Source organism: Paraburkholderia sp., from assembly GCF_050742655.1.
Lineage (GTDB): Bacteria > Pseudomonadota > Gammaproteobacteria > Burkholderiales > Burkholderiaceae > Paraburkholderia.
On the sequence record NZ_JBOIGG010000004.1, the window covers coordinates 134852 to 150816 of the forward strand.

The following is a 15965-nucleotide window of genomic DNA, read 5'->3' on the forward strand; positions in this document are numbered from 1 at the left end:
TCATGACGATCCGCGCACTCATCTGGCTGGCCTTCCTGTTCGCAATCGCGGTCGTACTCGCGATCGTCGGGCGCTTCGACGCGGGGCAGGTGCTGCTCGTCTATCCGCCGTACCGGGTGGACATCTCGATGAACCTGTTCATCGTTGGCATGATCGTGCTGTTCATCGTCGTGTATGCACTGCTGCGTATCGTGCGCAACGTGTGGCGCATGCCACAGCGCGTCGCCGCGTATCGTGCGCGCTCGCGCGTCGTGAAGGCGCACACGGCGCTGCGCGACGCGATCGGTAACCTGTATGCGGGCCGTTTCTCGCGGGCTGAGAAGGCCGCACGCGATTCGCTTGCGAATGCCGACAACAAGGGTGCGGCCGGTCTGATCGCGGCGAACGCGGCGCACCGGATGCACGAGTACGCGCGGCGTGACGAGTGGCTCGCGCAGATCGACGGCGCCGACTGGCAGGACGCGCGTCTGATGGCGACCGCCGACATGCGCGCCGACGCACGCGATGCGGACGGCGCGCTCGCCGCGCTGACCGAGATGCAGTCGCAGGGCGGCCGGCGCATCCACGCGCAGCAGATCATGCTGCGCGCGCAGCAGCAGCTGAAGAACTGGAGCGAGGTGCTGAAGCTCGTCAAGACGCTCGAGAAGCGCGAGGCGATTCACCCGGCGGTGGCGGTGCGGCTGCGTCAGCTGGCGGCGGAAAACCTGCTGCGCGATCGCCGTCACAACGCGGATGCACTGCTCGAACTGTGGCAGTCGCTGACACCGGTCGAGCGGCATTCGCCGCGTCTCGCCGATCTCGCGGCGGAACTGCTGATCGCACTGAACCGTCCGCAGGACGCGCGCAAGATCGTCGAGGAAGCGCTTGCGCAGAACTGGGACGCGCGGCTGTTGCGGCGCTATCCGGATACCGCAGGCGGCGACGCGCTGCCGCTGATCCAGAAGGCGGAAGGCTGGAAGAACGAGCGCCCGGAAGATGCCGACCTGCTGTTTGCGCTCGGCCGGCTGTGCCTGCATCAGCAGTTGTGGGGCAAGGCGCAGTCGTTCCTCGAAACGGCGTTGAAGCTCGCCGATAACGAGACGCTGAAGATCCGCTCGCATCGCGCGCTTGCGCGTCTGCACGAGCAGCTCGGCGATGCTGAGAAGGCGAGCCAGCACTATCGCGAGAGCGCGCTGGCGATGAATGTGGTGTGATGCGTGTTGAGAGACGATGCGATGAAGAAACCCGCCGCGGCGGGTTTCTATTTGTGATTGCGTCGCCGTACTGTCAGGCGCGACCGGACAGGGCGCGCTCGATTTTCCTATCCGTCTTGTACTGGCTCAGTGCGTAGACAGACCAGATTGCGGCGGGAATCCAGCCGATGATCGTGAGCTGAAGCAGCAGACAGATGATCCCGGCGAAAGGGCGGCCAATCGTGAAAAACTGAAACCACGGCAAAATCAGGGCAAGCAAAAGACGCATTTCGGTCCTCGTGTGGTTAAACGTTGTTATGCATATCGGCAGCTTCGGCGCAAAGGGCTTTTCCCTTCATTCGGCGAACACTTCCTGCAACGTTCGCAGGGTGTCCAGCAAAGTATCATCGGCAACGGAGCCCTCTTTCTTGACCAACCGTATCTTATCGACAGTGCGGATCTGGTCTAGCAAGATCAACCCCCGCTTTCGCCTGAAGGTCACTGGCACGCGGAAGGGGGCAGAGTGGCCCTTCGAGGTCATCGGGGCAACAATGACGGTGCGAAGGTGATTGTGTAGCTCAGGTGGCGATACCACGACGCAAGGACGCGTTTTCTGGATTTCGCTGCCTAAGGTGGGGTCGAGCGCGACTAGCCAAACATCACCGCGCACTACCACGTCAACCCCGCGTCATCCGCATTGCCGAACTCACCCATCACCAGCGAGTCATCCCCTGCTTTCGCAAGCTCTTTGCTTGCATTAGCCCAGCCTTCGCGCACCGTTTTTTGCGGTCGACGAATCACCAGCGCGTCGTTCTCCACTTCCATGTCTACCTCATCTTCTAAACCAAGCTGGGCAAGTATCGGCTTGGGGATCAACACCCCCTGAGAATTGCCCATTCTGCGAATCGTCGTCTTCATGGCGCACCGTATGTACAAAGTTAAACCTTGCAACGTGCTAGGTGGGCACAATGTTATTACATTTTTCGTGTGTTGGAAACAGATCATTGGTCGCCGCCGCCGAGACTATTTGTTAACGAGCCGCGCCGGCACGCTCACCGCGAGCAACCCGCCGAGAATCATGAACGCGGCGAGCATGTACATGCCCGAATCGTTCGCGGCGGTCGCTTGTTTGAGCCAGCCCACTGCGTACGGACCCAGGAAACCAGCGAGGTTGCCGACCGAGTTGATCATCGCGATGCCGGCGGCCGCGCCGGTGCCCGCGAGGAATGCGGTGGGCAGGCTCCAGAACAGCGGTAGCGTCGTGAGGATGCCCATCGTCGCGAGCGTGAGGCCGATCATCGCGAGCAGCGTGTTGTGCGCCCCTATCACCGATAGCACCAGCCCGATCGCGCCCGCGAGCGCCGGCAATGCGACGTGCCAGCGCCGCTCGCGCAGGCGGTCGGCGCTGCGCGCGACGAGCAGCATCGCGACCACCGCCGCGGCGAACGGTATCGCGGACAGCAGACCGATCGTCAGCGAGTCGGTCACGCCGGTCGCCTTGATGATGGTCGGCAGCCAGAAGCTCACACCGTACAGCCCGATCACGAACGAAAAATAGATCAGGCTCATCAGCCACACGCGCGCGCTCGTCAGCACGGTGGCGAGCGGCATGTCGTGCTTGCCGGCTTCCTCGGCGGCGATGTTGCGCTCGAGCAGCGCGCGCTCGTCGTCGGTGAGCCACCTGGCCTTCGCGATTCGGTCGTCGAGCACGAAGAACACGAGCACACCGACGATTATCGACGGGATGCCTTCGAGCAGGAACAGCCACTGCCAGCCCTGCCAGCCGTTCGCGCCGTGGAAGGTCTTCAGGATGTAGCCCGACACCGGGCCGCCGATCACGCCGGACAGCGCGATCGCGGTCATGAACCACGTGGTCATGCGGCCACGCCGGTGCGCCGGGTACCAGTAGGTGAGGTACAGGATGATGCCGGGGAAGAAGCCCGCTTCGGCGAGGCCGAGCAGGAAGCGCATCACGTAGAACATCGTCGTCGTGGTGACGAACATCGTGAGCATCGATACGACGCCCCACGACGCCATGATCCGCGCGATCCACACGCGCGCGCCGACGCGATGCAGGATCATGTTGCTCGGAATCTCGAAGATGAAATAGCCGATGAAGAAGATGCCCGCCCCGAAGCCGTAGACCGCATCGGACAGGTTCAGATCGGTGGTCATCTGCAGTTTCGCGAAGCCGACGTTCACGCGGTCGAGATACGCGACCACATAGCAGAGCATCAGCAGCGGCACGAGGCGCCAGCTGACTTTCCGGTAGGTGGCTTCTTCGAAGGTGGAAGGCGGCGCGCCCGCGCCGGAAGGGGAAAGCGGATTCGCGGGGTTGGACATGGTGTCTCCTGTCGATCAGAGTTAGCGCTTCAGCGTGTCGGCCAGAGTTCGCGCTTTAGCGCGCTACTCTGGTCCCATGCAGAGCACTTACTCTGATCCCATGCCGGAGTAAGGCGCGTTAGCGCTTTACTCCGGCGCCGACCTATATTGGTGAAATGAAGTACCGCCGTTCGCGATTCTAGTCGTGTGTGGCGCCCGCGGATGCATCGCGGGGCCGAGGGAAAACACCGAGGCGAGGCCGTTACCCGCCCGCTACACGCAGCGCCCGCCGTCCACTTCGAGGCACACGCCCGTGACAAATTCGGCCTCGTCCGACGCGAGGAACAGGCACGCGTTCGCGATGTCCTGCGGCGTCGAGAAGCGGCCGAGCGGAATCCCGGCAAGGAAGCGCTGGCGATTCTCGGGCGTATCCTCGACGCCCATGAATTCGGACAGCAGTGCCGTTTCGCCGATGACCGGATTCACGCAATTCACGCGGATGCGGTCGGGGCCGAGTTCGGCGGCAAGCGATTTGCTCGCGACGATCATCGCGCCCTTGCTGCCGTTGTACCAGACGAGGCCGGGCCGGGGCCGCACGCCTGCTGTCGATGCGATGTTCACGAACACACCACCGCCGCGCTCGCGGAAATACGGCACGAACTCCTGCACGCTCCAGTAGAGGCTTTTCACGTTCACCGCGTAGACACGATCGAATTCGCTTTCGGTGACGTGGAGCACCGGCTTGTTCCGATGCGTGGTGCCCGCGTTGTTGACGACGATCTGCACGCTGCCGAAGTCTTCGAGCGCTGCTGCGCGCAGGTGCTGCCAGTCGGCCGCGCGGGTGACGTCGCCGGCGACCGCGATCGCCTTGCCGCCCGCGAGCGCGATTTCACTCGCGACGCGTTCGGCCGCCGCACCGTTCAGATCGTTGACGACGACGTTCGCGCCTTCGCGCGCATAGGTTTTCGCGATGCCTTCACCAAAGCCCGAACCGCCGCCTGTGACGAGTGCAGTTTTGCCTGTTAGACGCATGATGTCTCCTGTGTCGACCGCAGTTAGCGCTTCAGCGCTTACTGCGGTCCCATGTCGGAGTTGGCGCTTTAGCGCCGTACTCCGGCGTCGATTGGTCGTTGCTCCCGCAGCAGCATGACTACCCGTGCCGGATCGCGATCGTTTTCAGCGTGGTGAAACCGTACAGTGCCTCGAAGCCTTTCTCGCGCCCGTGCCCCGAGCGCCCGACGCCGCCGAACGGTAGTTCGACACCGCCACCCGCGCCATAGTTGTTGATAAACACCTGGCCCGCGCGCACGCGCCGCGCGACCCGCAGTTGCCGTGCGCCGTCGCGCGTCCATATGCCCGCGACGAGACCGTATGCGGTGCCGTTCGCGAGCGCGAGCGCTTCGTCCTCATCGGCGAACGGTAATGCCGCGAGCACCGGCCCGAACACTTCCTCGCGTGCGAGACGGTGCGTGGGCGGCACGTCGCGCAGCAGTGTCGGTGCCTGATAGAAACCGGTTTCCGGCGCGTCGGCGATCACCTCGCCGTGCGCCGCCATCGGGATACCGTCGTGCTGCGCATCCGATAGAAAGTCCCATACACGTTGCTGCTGCTTCGCGTTGATGAGCGGCCCGCAGTCCAGATCCGCATGCGACGGCCCGACGCGCAGTGCGTGGAACGCACCGGCGAGCCGGTCGAGCAGCGGCTCGTAGATGCTGCGCTCGATCAGTACGCGGCTGCCCGCCGAGCAGGTCTGCCCCGCGTTCTGCACGATCGCCGATACGAGCACCGGCAACGCGGCGTCGAGGTCCGCGTCCGCGAACACGATTTGCGGCGACTTGCCGCCGAGTTCCAGCGTGACCGGCACGTGATGATCGGCGGCCATCTGCGCGACGAGCCGACCGGTGTCCGGCGATCCGGTGAACGAGATGTAATCGATGCCCGGATGACGCGCGAGCGCTGCGCCGGCCTCCTGGCCGAAGCCGGTCACGACGTTCAGCGCGCCGGCCGGCAGACCCGCCTCGGCGGCGAGCTCCGCGACGCGCAGCACCGACAGGCACGCATCCTCCGCGGGCTTCACGACGCACGCGTTGCCAGCGGCCAGCGCGGCACCGACGCTGCGACCGAAGATCTGCATCGGGTAGTTCCACGGCACGATGTGGCCGGTGACGCCGTGCGGTTCGCGCAGCGTGAGGACCGTGTAGCCCGCCTGATAGGGCAGCGTCTCGCCGTGAAGTTTGTCGGCGGCGCCCGCATAGAATTCGAAATAGCGCGCGAGCGCGGCGGCATCCGAGCGGGCCTGCTTGAGCGGCTTGCCCGTGTCGCGCGCTTCGAGCTGCGTGAGTTCCTCGTGGCACGCACTGACGAGCAGCGCCAGACGCTGCAGCACGCGACCGCGTTCGGCGGCGCTCGCGGCGCCCCACGGACCTTCGAACGCGCGCCGGGCGGCGGCCACTGCGAGGTCGACGTCGGCCGCGTTGCCGCGTGCGAGCCGCGCGAACGGCTGGCCGTCGGACGGATCGACGACAGCCAGCGTATCGCCGCCCGCAGGCGGTACCCATTCGTTGGCGATGAAATGCTTCGCTTCTTCCATGCGCGCTCCTTGCCGAAGGTCGGACTACGTCCAGGTCGAGGCCATTATCGCGCCGATCGCTGAAGGGACGCCACCGGGATGCCATCGGCCGATTGGCTATAATGGCGCCTTCCGCACCCGCCATCCGCGGCGCCGCGCAGCGATTCGCGCGCCACGCCACGCGTGCCCGATTTCATCCTGACCAGAGAGCGCCCATGAGCTTCAATCACGTTCCCGCAGGCAAGGACCTGCCGCACGATTTCAACGTCATCATCGAAATTCCGGCGCAAAGCGACCCGGTCAAGTACGAGGCCGACAAGGATCTCGGTCTGCTCGTCGTCGATCGCTTCATCGGTACCGGCATGCGCTATCCGGCGAACTACGGCTTCATTCCGCAGACGCTGTCGGGCGACGGCGATCCGGTCGACGTGCTCGTCATCACGCCGTTCCCGCTGCTCGCCGGCTCGGTGGTTCGCGCCCGCGCACTCGGCATGCTGCAGATGACCGACGAATCGGGCGTCGACGCGAAGCTGATCGCCGTGCCGCACGACAAGGTCTGCCCGATGACGGCCGGCCTGAAATCGGTCGACGACGTGCCGCAATACCTGAAGGATCAGATCAAGCACTTCTTCGAACAGTACAAGGCGCTCGAGAAGGGCAAGTGGGTGAAGGTCGAAGGCTGGGCCGACCTCGAAGCCGCGCATAAGGAAATCACCGAAGGCATCGCGAACTTCAAGAAGTAATCGAGGGCAATAAGCAAAGTCCTCCGCTGCAGACGAAAAACCGCGCAGACCCGTCAGGGCTGCGCGGTTTTTTATCGTTACCTGAAAGTCAGGCCGCGTCTGTGATCGGCGCTTCGCCGGTGTCCGCCGGCAACACCGATTCGAGCGAGCGCTTACCCGCCGCGAGCGCGCGTTTTTCTGTAGGGCTCAGCCGCTTCACCCAGTATTCCGCGCGCGATGCGCTTGCGCGGTCCGCGAGCCCGAACGATGCGAGTACGCGCACCGGCTTGCGCGAGCGCGTATAGCGCGCGCCCGTGCCGTTGACGTGCTTGTCGAAGCGCGCGTCGACATCGACTGTGATGCCGGTGTAGACGCTGCCGTCCTCGCATTCGATCAGGTACAGGAACCACGCCATCGCGTCAGACCGGCGACGGATTGCGCTCTTCGAACCCGCGCTGATGCCAGTACGGGTACGGCAACGGCAACTTGCTGGCTTCGTCGAGCTTCGCGATCTGTTCGGCGGACAGCGACCAGCCGATGCTGCCGAGGTTCTCGCGGAACTGCGCCTCGTCGCGCGCACCGACGATCACGTTCGCGACTGTCGGCCTTTGCAGCAGCCAGTTCAACGAGATCTGCGGGATGCTCTTGCCGGTTTCCTTCGCGACTTCGTCGAGTGCGTCGACGACGCGGTACATGTATTCGTCGTCGACTGGCGGACCGGCTTCCGATGTTTTGTGCAGGCGGCTGTTCGCGGGCAGCGCCGCGCCGCGCCGGATCTTGCCCGTCAGACGGCCCCAGCCGAGCGGGCTCCAGACGATCGTCGATACGCCCTGGTCCAGTCCGAGCGGCATCAGTTCGTGTTCGAAATCGCGGCCGATCAGCGAGTAGTATGCCTGGTTCGCCGAATGGCGCACGAGCCCTTCGCGGTCCGATGCCGCTAGCGACTTCATCAGGTGCCAGCCGGAAAAATTCGAGCAGCCCACGACGCGGATCTTGCCGGCGCGCACGAAATCGTCGAGTGTGCGCAGCGTCTCTTCGACGCGCGTCAGCGCATCGAAACCATGCAGCTGGTAGACGTCGATGTAGTCGGTGCCAAGCCGCTTCAGGCTGTTGTTGATCGCTTCGGTCAGGTGATGTCGCGTCGAACCGACGTCGTTCGCGCCTTCGCCGAGGCGGAACGTACCCTTCGTCGAGATGATGACCTGCGAGCGGCGACCGGCGATCGCCTGGCCGAGGATGGTTTCGGCGAGGCCGTCCGAATAGATGTCGGCGCTGTCGAACATCGATACGCCGGCTTCGAGCGCGATGTCGACGAGCTTGCGGGCGCCGTCCGAATCGGTCGAGCCCCATGCCTTGAAGAAATCGTTGCCACCGCCGAAGGTGGCCGTGCCGAGGCTCAGTACCGGGATCTTGAAACCGCTGTGTCCAAGCAGGCGATGTTCCATGTGTGCTCCTTCAAACGAAAGATGAAGTCTGCCCAGGGGCAGGGTGTCGTGTGCAGGGGAGCGGGGCGTGGCGATGCCGTATGGTTCGACGCGGCGGCCGCGGGCTCCGAAGGTTCATTTCATGATATCGCTCATCGGCAGGCGGTGCTGCGAGCACGGCACGCGTGCCGCGCAGCGAGCCTCTAGCCGCCACTTCTAGCCACGAAACGGATTGTGCTCGCGCAGCTCGTCGACGTACGCATGGATGTTGTTCGTCTCGCTGTCGAGAAAACGCGCGACCGCGTCGGCGAACGCGGGATGCGCGAGCCAGTGCGCCGACTGCGTGACGGTCGGCAGAAAGCCGCGAGCCATCTTGTGCTCGCCCTGCGCGCCGCCTTCGAAGGTGGAGAGCTTTTCCTCGATGCAGAATTCGAGCGGCTGGTAGTACGCGGTTTCGAAGTGCAGGCAGGGCACGTGTTCGAGCGCGCCCCAGTAGCGGCCGTACAGCGTACCGCCGCCAGCCGCGTCGCGCTGGTAGACGACGAGCGAGCTCGCGATTGGCTTGCCCTCGTATTCGGCGACGACGAGCATCAGGTTGTCCGGCATCGATGCGCCGATCGCGCGGAAGAACTCGAGGTTCAGATACGGGCTCGAGAAGTGCTCGCGATAGGTTTGCCGGTAGCACTTGCTGAAGAAGCGCCAGTCGGCGTCGCTGATATCCGGGCCACGCACGCGTCGTAGTGCGATGCCCGCTTCGCGCACCTTGCGGCGCTCCGCGCGGATGTTCTTGCGCTTCTTCTGTTCGAGCGTCGACAGGAAGTCGTCGAAGTCGCGATAGCCGTCGTTGAGCCAGTGGAACTGCACCCCTTCGCGCCGCATCATGCCGAGATCGGCGAGGACGTCGGCTTCACCGGCGGTGGGGAATAATACGTGCAGCGACGACACGTCGGCCTGTTCCGCGAACGCAACCAGCGTCGCGGCGAGATGGCGCCGCGCGTGGTCGTCGGTCGCGAGGAGACGCGTGCCTTGCACGGGCGTGAACGGCACCGCGCACAGCAGCTTCGGGTAGTACTCGATCCCGTTGCGTTTGTACGCGTCGGCCCATGCCCAATCGAACACGTACTCGCCGTACGAGTGGCCCTTCGCATAAACCGGCGCGGCGGCGACGAGGCGCTCGGTGCGCGGGTCGGTCAGCGTGACGAACTGCGGGGCCCAGCCGGTTTCCGCGACCGCGCACTGCGCGGTGTGCAGCGCGCTCAGAAACTCGTGACGCAGAAACGGCGTGGGTTGCGCCTGGCGGGCGAGGAGGGCGTTCCATTCGGCTGCGTCGATCTCGAGCGGCGAGGCCAGAATGCCCGTGCGATAATCAAAACGTTCCTGAGTCAATCTGTGTGATTGTTCCGATGGCCGGTGTGCGCCGATGAGGCACGCGCCGTTCGTTGTTCCGGTGTTCGATCCGTTTCTATCCGTCTTGCCGAGCCACTGAAGCCGCCGCAGCCGGCAAGCCGCGCGGCTTGCCACTATCCCGCCATGAAGACCCGAATCGCTCTTGCCCAACTCAATATCACTGTCGGCGATTTCGCCGGCAACGTCGCGAAGATCGTCGACGCGGCACGTGCTGCGCACAACGATGGTGCGAAGCTGCTGATCGCGCCGGAGCTTGCGCTATCCGGCTATCCGCCCGAAGACCTGCTGCTGCGTCCCGCGTTCTATGCGGCGAGCGCCGCGGCACTCGCCGATCTCGCGCAACAGCTACGGCCGTTCGCGGGGCTGCACGTGGTAGTCGGACATCCGTATCGCGACACAGGGCTCGGCCATGGTAATGCAAACGCGCCGATCGAGCGCGGTCTGCCGCCGGTCGACACGTTCAACGCGGCATCGCTGATCGTCGACGGGAACGTGGTGGGCACCTACCGCAAGCAGGATCTGCCTAACGCCGAGGTGTTCGACGAGAAGCGTTACTTCGCGTCGAGCCCGAAGCCGTTCGTGTTCGAACTCGACGGCGTGAAGTACGGCATCGTGATCTGCGAAGACGTCTGGCATGCATCGGCGGCGCAGCTCGCGAAGGCGGCCGGCGCGCAGGTGCTGCTGATCCCGAACGGCTCGCCGTATCACCTGAACAAGGAAGCGGTGCGCATCGACATGCTGCGCGCACGGATTCGCGAGACCGGTTTGCCGATGGTCTACGTGAACATGGTCGGCGGCCAGGACGAGCTGGTGTTCGACGGCGGCTCGTTCGTGCTCGACGCGCACGGCGAAATGGTCGCGAAGATGGCGCAGTTCGAGGAAGGGCACACGATCGTCGAGTTCGATGGCGCGGTGCCGGTGCGAACGACGATCGCGCCCGAGCAGTCGATCGAGGCGCAGGTCTACGCGGCGCTCGTCGTCGGCGTGCGCGACTACATTGGCAAGAACGGTTTTCCGGGTGTGCTGATCGGGCTGTCGGGCGGTGTCGATTCGGCGCTGGTGCTCGCGGTTGCGTGCGATGCGCTCGGCGCCGATCGCGTGCGCGCGGTGATGATGCCGTCGCGTTACACCGCGGACATTTCCACGACCGATGCGGCTGAAATGGCGCGGCGCGTCGGCGTGCGCTACGACGAGATCGCGATCGCGCCGATGTTCGACGCGTTCCGCACGTCGCTCGCGGGCGAATTCGCGGGCCGCGCGGAAGACGCGACCGAAGAGAACATCCAGGCGCGCGTGCGCGGCACGCTGCTGATGGCGCTGTCCAACAAGTTCGGCTCGATCGTGCTGACCACCGGCAACAAGAGTGAAATGGCCGTTGGCTATTGCACGCTGTACGGCGACATGGCCGGCGGTTTCGCGGTGATCAAGGACATCGCGAAGACGCTCGTATACCGGCTGTGCCGCTATCGGAACGACGCGACGACGTTCGCAACGCGCGATGTGATTCCAGAGCGGATTCTGACGCGCGCGCCGTCGGCCGAACTGCGCGAGAACCAGACCGATCAGGACAGCCTGCCGCCGTACGAGGTGCTCGACGCGATCATGCGGATGTACATGGAGGAGGACCGGTCGCTTGCGGAAATCGTCGCGGCCGGTTTCGCCGCCGACGACGTGAAGCGCGTCACGCGCCTGATCAAGATCAACGAATACAAACGGCGTCAGGCGCCGATCGGTATCCGCGTCACGCATCGCGCGTTTGGTCGCGACTGGCGCTATCCGATCACGTCTCGCTACATCGAACCGATCGAATGACGCGACGTGCGGCCGACGATGCGCGGCGTAGAATCGGCAGCATCCACTCCGTTGTTCCAGCCTGTTTTTGCACCGAAAGAGGGACGCCATGAAACGCATCACTGCAGTCATCAAACCGTTCAAGCTCGACGAAGTGCGTGAAGCGCTGGCCGAAGTCGGTCTCACTGGCCTGACCGTGACCGAGGTCAAGGGCTTCGGACGCCAGAAAGGCCATACCGAGCTTTATCGCGGCGCGGAGTACGTGGTGGATTTTCTGCCGAAGGTGAAGATCGAAGTGGTGGTCGCGAACGATCAGTGCGATCAGGTCATCGACGCGATCATCGGTGCGGCGCGCACCGGCAAGATCGGCGACGGCAAGATTTTCGTTGCGGAAGTCGAGCGGGTGATCCGCATCCGCACCGGCGAAGAGAACGAAGCCGCCGTTTGATTGGCCCGATGTCGTTCGACGTCGTACGGTCGTAGGTAGTATCGCGAAGCTGGCGTCGGAGCCGGCTGGCTGTTTAGCGTCCGCCTGCTTTGCACTTACCTGCATCACGTACCACGCAGGCAATAAAAAACGGTGCGATCCCCTTGCGGACATCGCACCGATACGCGCCTCTCGCAGCAGCGTGAAAAGTCTCTACTTCTGTTCTGTCAGCTACGTTCGTTTAGAACGAGTGCTGGATACCTGCGTACACGCCCGACTGGCTGTGGCCGATGAGCGGGTTGTCGGTCGCGGCGGTGTCGCCTTCGTTGTTTGCGTTCAGGCCGAAGTTAGCCGTCTTGCTGTTGCGGACCGTGGCGATCTGGATGTCGAGCAGCGTGCGCTTCGACAGGTTGTAGCTGCCGCCGATCGTGTAGATCGTCGCGTTGCCCGCACCCTTGTTCGCGTTCACGTGGTAGACCGCCGCGATCAGCGCAGCTGCCGGTGTGGCTTGCCACGTAATGCCACCCCATTCGTGATCGAGCGACGTCGGTGCCTGGCCGGCCGTTGCTGTGCCGCCCGACGTACGGATCGCCTGATATGCGCCCTGGATCTTGAACTGGCCGAGGAACACGTTGACCGCTGCCGTGTATTCACGCGAAGCCGTGAACGGGTCTGTGAACTGACCGTTGGCCGGGTTGCGGATTTCGTCGTACATGCCGCGAACCTGGAACAATGCGCTCGTGTAGGTGACTTGTGCGCCGCCTTCACGACCTTGCGCCGTCGTGCCGTTGCCGTTCCAGTTCGTTGCGTTCGACAGCGCGTACTGGCCATAGAAGTCGAACCCGGCGATCTTCGGCGACTGGTACGAAATGTTGTTGCTCGATTGCGGCCAGTTACGACCACGGACCAGCGATGCCGACGACCAGTTCGACTGACCGAACGGATCGAAGTCCCACACGCCGTTCGAGATGAAGAGTTCGCGGCCGAGGAGCAGGGTACCGTATGCGTCGTTAGACATACCGACCGTCGCCCACCGATTGAAGAGACCGCCACCGCCAGGGCCTGCGCCCGTCATGGTGTTGAAGCTGCCTTCCAGCTGGAACAGGACCTTGTTGCCGCCACCGATGTCTTCGACACCCTTCAAGCCCCACAGGCTCGTGCCCCAGTCGCCGCTTTCAGCCTTGAAGCGATGGCCACTGCCAGTTGCCTGACCGTTCGCACCGACGCCCGTCGGGACGCCAGTCATGTATTCGAGGCCGGCGTCGAGGCGCCCGTACAGCGTCACACTGCTCTGTGCATGTGCCGCTACGCCGATCGACAGCAGCGAAGCCGCGAGCAAAGCTTTCTTCATCTTCTCCTCCATACCCTGTCAGAAAGTAAACCCAGTACTGCAACAGTGCCCGGACGCGGTAAAACGCCGGGCAGAATTTGTTTTGGGGAGATTCGCGGACGGGGCGCGGGCATTGTCTCGTGACGGGCAGCCGTGCCGGCTGTCTACTCGTCTGCCGATCCCTCGCGACCGGTATCTCCTGTGTGCTTTGAAGTGAAACTACTTTTAATCAACTTTGTTTTGCTACTTTGGTTACTAATTTAGCAAAAATAGGCTGATGTGGGCGAACAAATTGCAGCCCCTACGAACAGTTGTCGCCAAATTGCAATACTGTCGTGCGCAACAGTACTAAACAAACCTGCTTTACACCCTTCAAAGCCTTGTGTGGTAAGGGAAACACGGATTCACACGGGCAATCCTAAGGATTGCCACTATTGACGCTGAAAATCGTCGGGAGTAAGCCCCAATATGCTTGTTTCAAGGCACTTTTGAGGCTCTGGAAGCGCGAAATGTGCGTACACCGGGCAATAAAAAAGGCGCCGTAAGCGCCTTGTAAAACTACTTTGACTACATCCGGGTTGGAGCTATTTCAGGCTGCCGGCCAGAAACTGACGCAGGCGCTCGCTCTTCGGCGCACCGAACACGTCGTTCGGCGCGCCTTCTTCCTCGACTCGTCCCTGGTGCAGGAACATCACGTGGTTCGACACGTTGCGTGCGAATGCCATTTCGTGCGTGACGACGATCATCGTGCGGCCTTCCTCGGCGAGTGTCTGCATCACCTTCAGCACTTCGCCGACGAGTTCGGGGTCGAGTGCGGAGGTCGGCTCGTCGAACAGCATCACGTCCGGATGCATCGCCAATGCCCGCGCAATCGCGACGCGCTGCTGCTGGCCGCCCGACAGGTGCGACGGATACTGCTTCTCGACGCGCGGCGCGAGTCCGACCTTCTCGAGATAGGTGCGCGCGCGGTCCTCGGCTTCCTTGCGCGATAGCCCGAGCACGTGAAGCGGCGCCTCGACGATGTTTTCGAGCACCGTCATGTGCGCCCACAGGTTGAAATGCTGGAACACCATCGCGAGCCGGGTGCGCACGCGCTGCAACTGTTTGTGATCGATGACGCGCAGCGCGCCGTTGCGGTCTTTCCCGGTACGCACTTCCTCGCCGTCGACGAAGATGCGGCCCGCGTTCGGCTGCTCGAGGAAGTTGATGCAGCGGAGCATCGTGCTCTTGCCCGAGCCCGACGAGCCGATCACGCTGATTACGTCGCCGCGGTTCGCGCGCAGCGTCACGCCCTTGAGGACTTCGTTGTCGCCGTACTGTTTGTGCAGGTTGTCGACGAAAAGCTTTTGCGTCTGGGTGTTCATCGGATTCCTTGACTGGCTTATTTGCCCTGCGGCCGCAGGTAGGCGAGCCAGCGGCGTTCGGCGCGGCGGAACAGGCCCACCAGCGTGAACGAAATGGCGAGGTACAGCAAAGCGGCGATGCCGAATGCCCCGAACGATTGATAAGTGGCGGAGTTCACGTCGCGCGCGATCTTCAGGATGTCCGGGACGGTCGCGGTGAAGGCCACCGTCGTCGCGTGCAGCATCAGGATCACTTCGTTGCTGTAGTAGGGCAGTGCACGGCGCAGGGCGGACGGCAGGATGATCCGGCGGTACAGCGTGAACGACGACATCCCGTAAGCGCGGGCCGCCTCGATCTCGCCGTAGGCGGTCGCCTTGATCGCGCCCGCGAAAATTTCGGTCGTGTACGCGCAGGTGTTCAGCGTGAACGCGAGCAACGTGCAGTGCATGCCGTCGCGGAAGAACGCGTTGGTCAGCTCGTTATTGCGGATGATCTCGAGGCTGTAGAGACCGGTGTAGCACAGCAATAGCTGCACATAGAGCGGCGTGCCGCGAAACACGTAGGTGTAGAGCCACACGAGTCCCGCGAGCCATTTCTTCTTCGACACGCGTGCGACCGCGAGCGGAATCGACAGGCAGAAGCCGAGGCCGATCGACACCGCGAGCAGCCACAGCGTGATCGCGACGCCGGTGAAACGATAGCCGTCGGTGTACAGATAGTTGCGCCAGTATTCCTGAAACAGCTCGGTCATAGGTCCGCCTTGCGCACGCCGGTGGAGTAGCGCTTTTCGAGGTACAGCAGCACGAAGTTCGATACGGTGGTGATCACGAGATAGATCGCGCCCGCGAGCAGCGTGAAGAAGAAGAACCGCAGCGTGCCCTTGCCGGCGTCCTGCGATGCTTTCACGACGTCTGCGAGGCCGATGATCGACACCAGCGCGGTTGCCTTCACCATCACCTGCCAGTTGTTGCCGATGCCCGGCAGCGCGAAGCGCATCATCTGCGGGAACATGATTCGCGAGAACACCTGCCAGCCGCTCATCCCGTATGCGGCACCTGCTTCGAGCTGACCGCGCGGCACCGCGAGGAACGCGCCGCGAAACGTCTCCGTGAAGTACGCGCCGTAGATGAAGCCGAGCACCGCGACGCCGGCAACGAATGGATCGATGTCGATCTGGTCCCAGCCGAGCAGGTCGGTCAGGTTGTTGAGCCAGATCTGGATGCTGTAGAACAGCAGCAGCATCAGCACGAGATCGGGAACGCCGCGGACCAGCGTCGTGTAGAGCGTGCCGAGACCGGACGAAAGCCGGTTCTTCGACAGCTTCGCCGCCGCGCCGAGGAGGCCAAGCAGGAACGCGAACGCGAGCGACAGAACCGCCAGCTTGACGGTTTGCCAGGTGCCCGACAGGATCAGCGGGCCATAGCCTTGAAGCAACATAGGTGGGTCCCCGACGGCGC

The 15965-nt window shown here is 63.5% G+C and carries 17 protein-coding genes; 4 read left to right on the plus strand and 13 right to left on the minus strand.

Features of this window, described 5'->3' with window-relative positions:
- Positions 1 to 2 precede the first annotated feature (2 nt).
- Positions 3 to 1193 carry a heme biosynthesis protein HemY gene (locus tag ACREXZ_RS07805; protein ID WP_431763477.1) on the plus strand — a complete coding sequence of 397 codons (1191 nt, stop codon included), beginning with the start codon at positions 3 to 5 and terminating at the stop codon, positions 1191 to 1193.
- A gap of 73 nt (positions 1194 to 1266) precedes the next feature.
- Here ACREXZ_RS07805 and ACREXZ_RS07810 read toward each other — a convergent pair whose 3' ends face one another.
- The 6 genes from ACREXZ_RS07810 to ACREXZ_RS07835 all read right to left on the minus strand — a co-directional run bounded on the left by ACREXZ_RS07810 (position 1267) and on the right by ACREXZ_RS07835 (position 6084).
- Positions 1267 to 1461 carry a YqaE/Pmp3 family membrane protein gene (locus ACREXZ_RS07810; protein WP_431763478.1) on the minus strand — a complete coding sequence of 65 codons (195 nt, stop codon included), beginning with the start codon at positions 1459 to 1461 and terminating at the stop codon, positions 1267 to 1269.
- Positions 1462 to 1527: 66 nt separating this feature from the next.
- A complete protein-coding gene (locus tag ACREXZ_RS07815) occupies positions 1528 to 1848 on the minus strand; it encodes a type II toxin-antitoxin system PemK/MazF family toxin (protein ID WP_431763479.1) in 321 nt (106 codons plus the stop codon).
- Positions 1842 to 2090, minus strand: coding sequence for an AbrB/MazE/SpoVT family DNA-binding domain-containing protein (locus ACREXZ_RS07820; RefSeq protein ID WP_431763480.1), 249 nt, complete (start codon positions 2088 to 2090; stop codon positions 1842 to 1844). Before ACREXZ_RS07820 ends, ACREXZ_RS07815 begins: the two co-directional genes overlap by 7 nt.
- Positions 2091 to 2195: 105 nt before the next feature.
- Positions 2196 to 3515, minus strand: a complete 1320-nt coding sequence (locus tag ACREXZ_RS07825; protein ID WP_431763481.1) for an MFS transporter — start codon at positions 3513 to 3515, stop codon at positions 2196 to 2198.
- A gap of 252 nt (positions 3516 to 3767) precedes the next feature.
- Entirely contained in the window at positions 3768 to 4526 is a 759-nt protein-coding gene (locus ACREXZ_RS07830; RefSeq protein ID WP_431763482.1) for an SDR family oxidoreductase, read from the minus strand.
- Positions 4527 to 4644: 118 nt separating this feature from the next.
- Positions 4645 to 6084 carry an aldehyde dehydrogenase family protein gene (locus tag ACREXZ_RS07835; RefSeq protein ID WP_431763483.1) on the minus strand — a complete coding sequence of 480 codons (1440 nt, stop codon included), beginning with the start codon at positions 6082 to 6084 and terminating at the stop codon, positions 4645 to 4647.
- A gap of 194 nt (positions 6085 to 6278) precedes the next feature.
- On the opposite strand from ACREXZ_RS07835, the gene ppa reads away from it, so the two are divergent.
- Positions 6279 to 6806 (plus strand): inorganic diphosphatase, encoded by a 528-nt coding sequence (ppa, locus tag ACREXZ_RS07840; RefSeq protein WP_431763484.1) that lies wholly within the window; start codon positions 6279 to 6281, stop codon positions 6804 to 6806.
- Positions 6807 to 6894: 88 nt separating this feature from the next.
- Here ppa and ACREXZ_RS07845 read toward each other — a convergent pair whose 3' ends face one another.
- The 3 genes from ACREXZ_RS07845 to ACREXZ_RS07855 all read right to left on the minus strand — a co-directional run bounded on the left by ACREXZ_RS07845 (position 6895) and on the right by ACREXZ_RS07855 (position 9595).
- Entirely contained in the window at positions 6895 to 7200 is a 306-nt protein-coding gene (locus ACREXZ_RS07845) for a GIY-YIG nuclease family protein (protein WP_431763485.1), read from the minus strand.
- 4 nt (positions 7201 to 7204) lie between these two features.
- On the minus strand, positions 7205 to 8230 hold the full coding sequence (locus ACREXZ_RS07850) for an aldo/keto reductase (RefSeq protein WP_431763486.1): 1026 nt from the start codon (positions 8228 to 8230) through the stop codon (positions 7205 to 7207).
- Positions 8231 to 8425: 195 nt separating this feature from the next.
- Complete coding sequence (locus tag ACREXZ_RS07855; RefSeq protein WP_431763487.1) at positions 8426 to 9595, minus strand: GNAT family N-acetyltransferase; 1170 nt, start codon at positions 9593 to 9595, stop codon at positions 8426 to 8428.
- 144 nt (positions 9596 to 9739) lie between these two features.
- Here ACREXZ_RS07855 and ACREXZ_RS07860 point away from each other — a divergent pair, with 144 nt between their 5' ends.
- Together ACREXZ_RS07860 and glnK are read left to right on the plus strand one after the other, a co-directional pair.
- Positions 9740 to 11428 carry an NAD+ synthase gene (locus ACREXZ_RS07860; RefSeq protein WP_431763488.1) on the plus strand — a complete coding sequence of 563 codons (1689 nt, stop codon included), beginning with the start codon at positions 9740 to 9742 and terminating at the stop codon, positions 11426 to 11428.
- An 88-nt stretch (positions 11429 to 11516) separates the two neighbouring features.
- Positions 11517 to 11855 (plus strand): P-II family nitrogen regulator, encoded by a 339-nt coding sequence (gene glnK, locus ACREXZ_RS07865; RefSeq protein ID WP_074265470.1) that lies wholly within the window; start codon positions 11517 to 11519, stop codon positions 11853 to 11855.
- Positions 11856 to 12075: 220 nt separating this feature from the next.
- Here the strand turns inward: glnK and ACREXZ_RS07870 are convergent, their stop codons facing one another.
- The 4 genes from ACREXZ_RS07870 to ACREXZ_RS07885 form a co-directional block, all read right to left on the minus strand.
- Positions 12076 to 13185, minus strand: coding sequence for a porin (locus ACREXZ_RS07870; protein WP_431763489.1), 1110 nt, complete (start codon positions 13183 to 13185; stop codon positions 12076 to 12078).
- 563 nt (positions 13186 to 13748) lie between these two features.
- On the minus strand, positions 13749 to 14528 hold the full coding sequence (locus ACREXZ_RS07875) for an ABC transporter ATP-binding protein (RefSeq protein ID WP_431763490.1): 780 nt from the start codon (positions 14526 to 14528) through the stop codon (positions 13749 to 13751).
- Between the two features lie 17 nt (positions 14529 to 14545).
- Positions 14546 to 15259, minus strand: coding sequence for an ABC transporter permease (locus tag ACREXZ_RS07880; protein ID WP_431763491.1), 714 nt, complete (start codon positions 15257 to 15259; stop codon positions 14546 to 14548).
- Positions 15256 to 15945 carry an ABC transporter permease gene (locus ACREXZ_RS07885; protein ID WP_431763492.1) on the minus strand — a complete coding sequence of 230 codons (690 nt, stop codon included), beginning with the start codon at positions 15943 to 15945 and terminating at the stop codon, positions 15256 to 15258. Before ACREXZ_RS07885 ends, ACREXZ_RS07880 begins: the two co-directional genes overlap by 4 nt.
- Between the last annotated feature and the right edge of the window lie 20 nt (positions 15946 to 15965).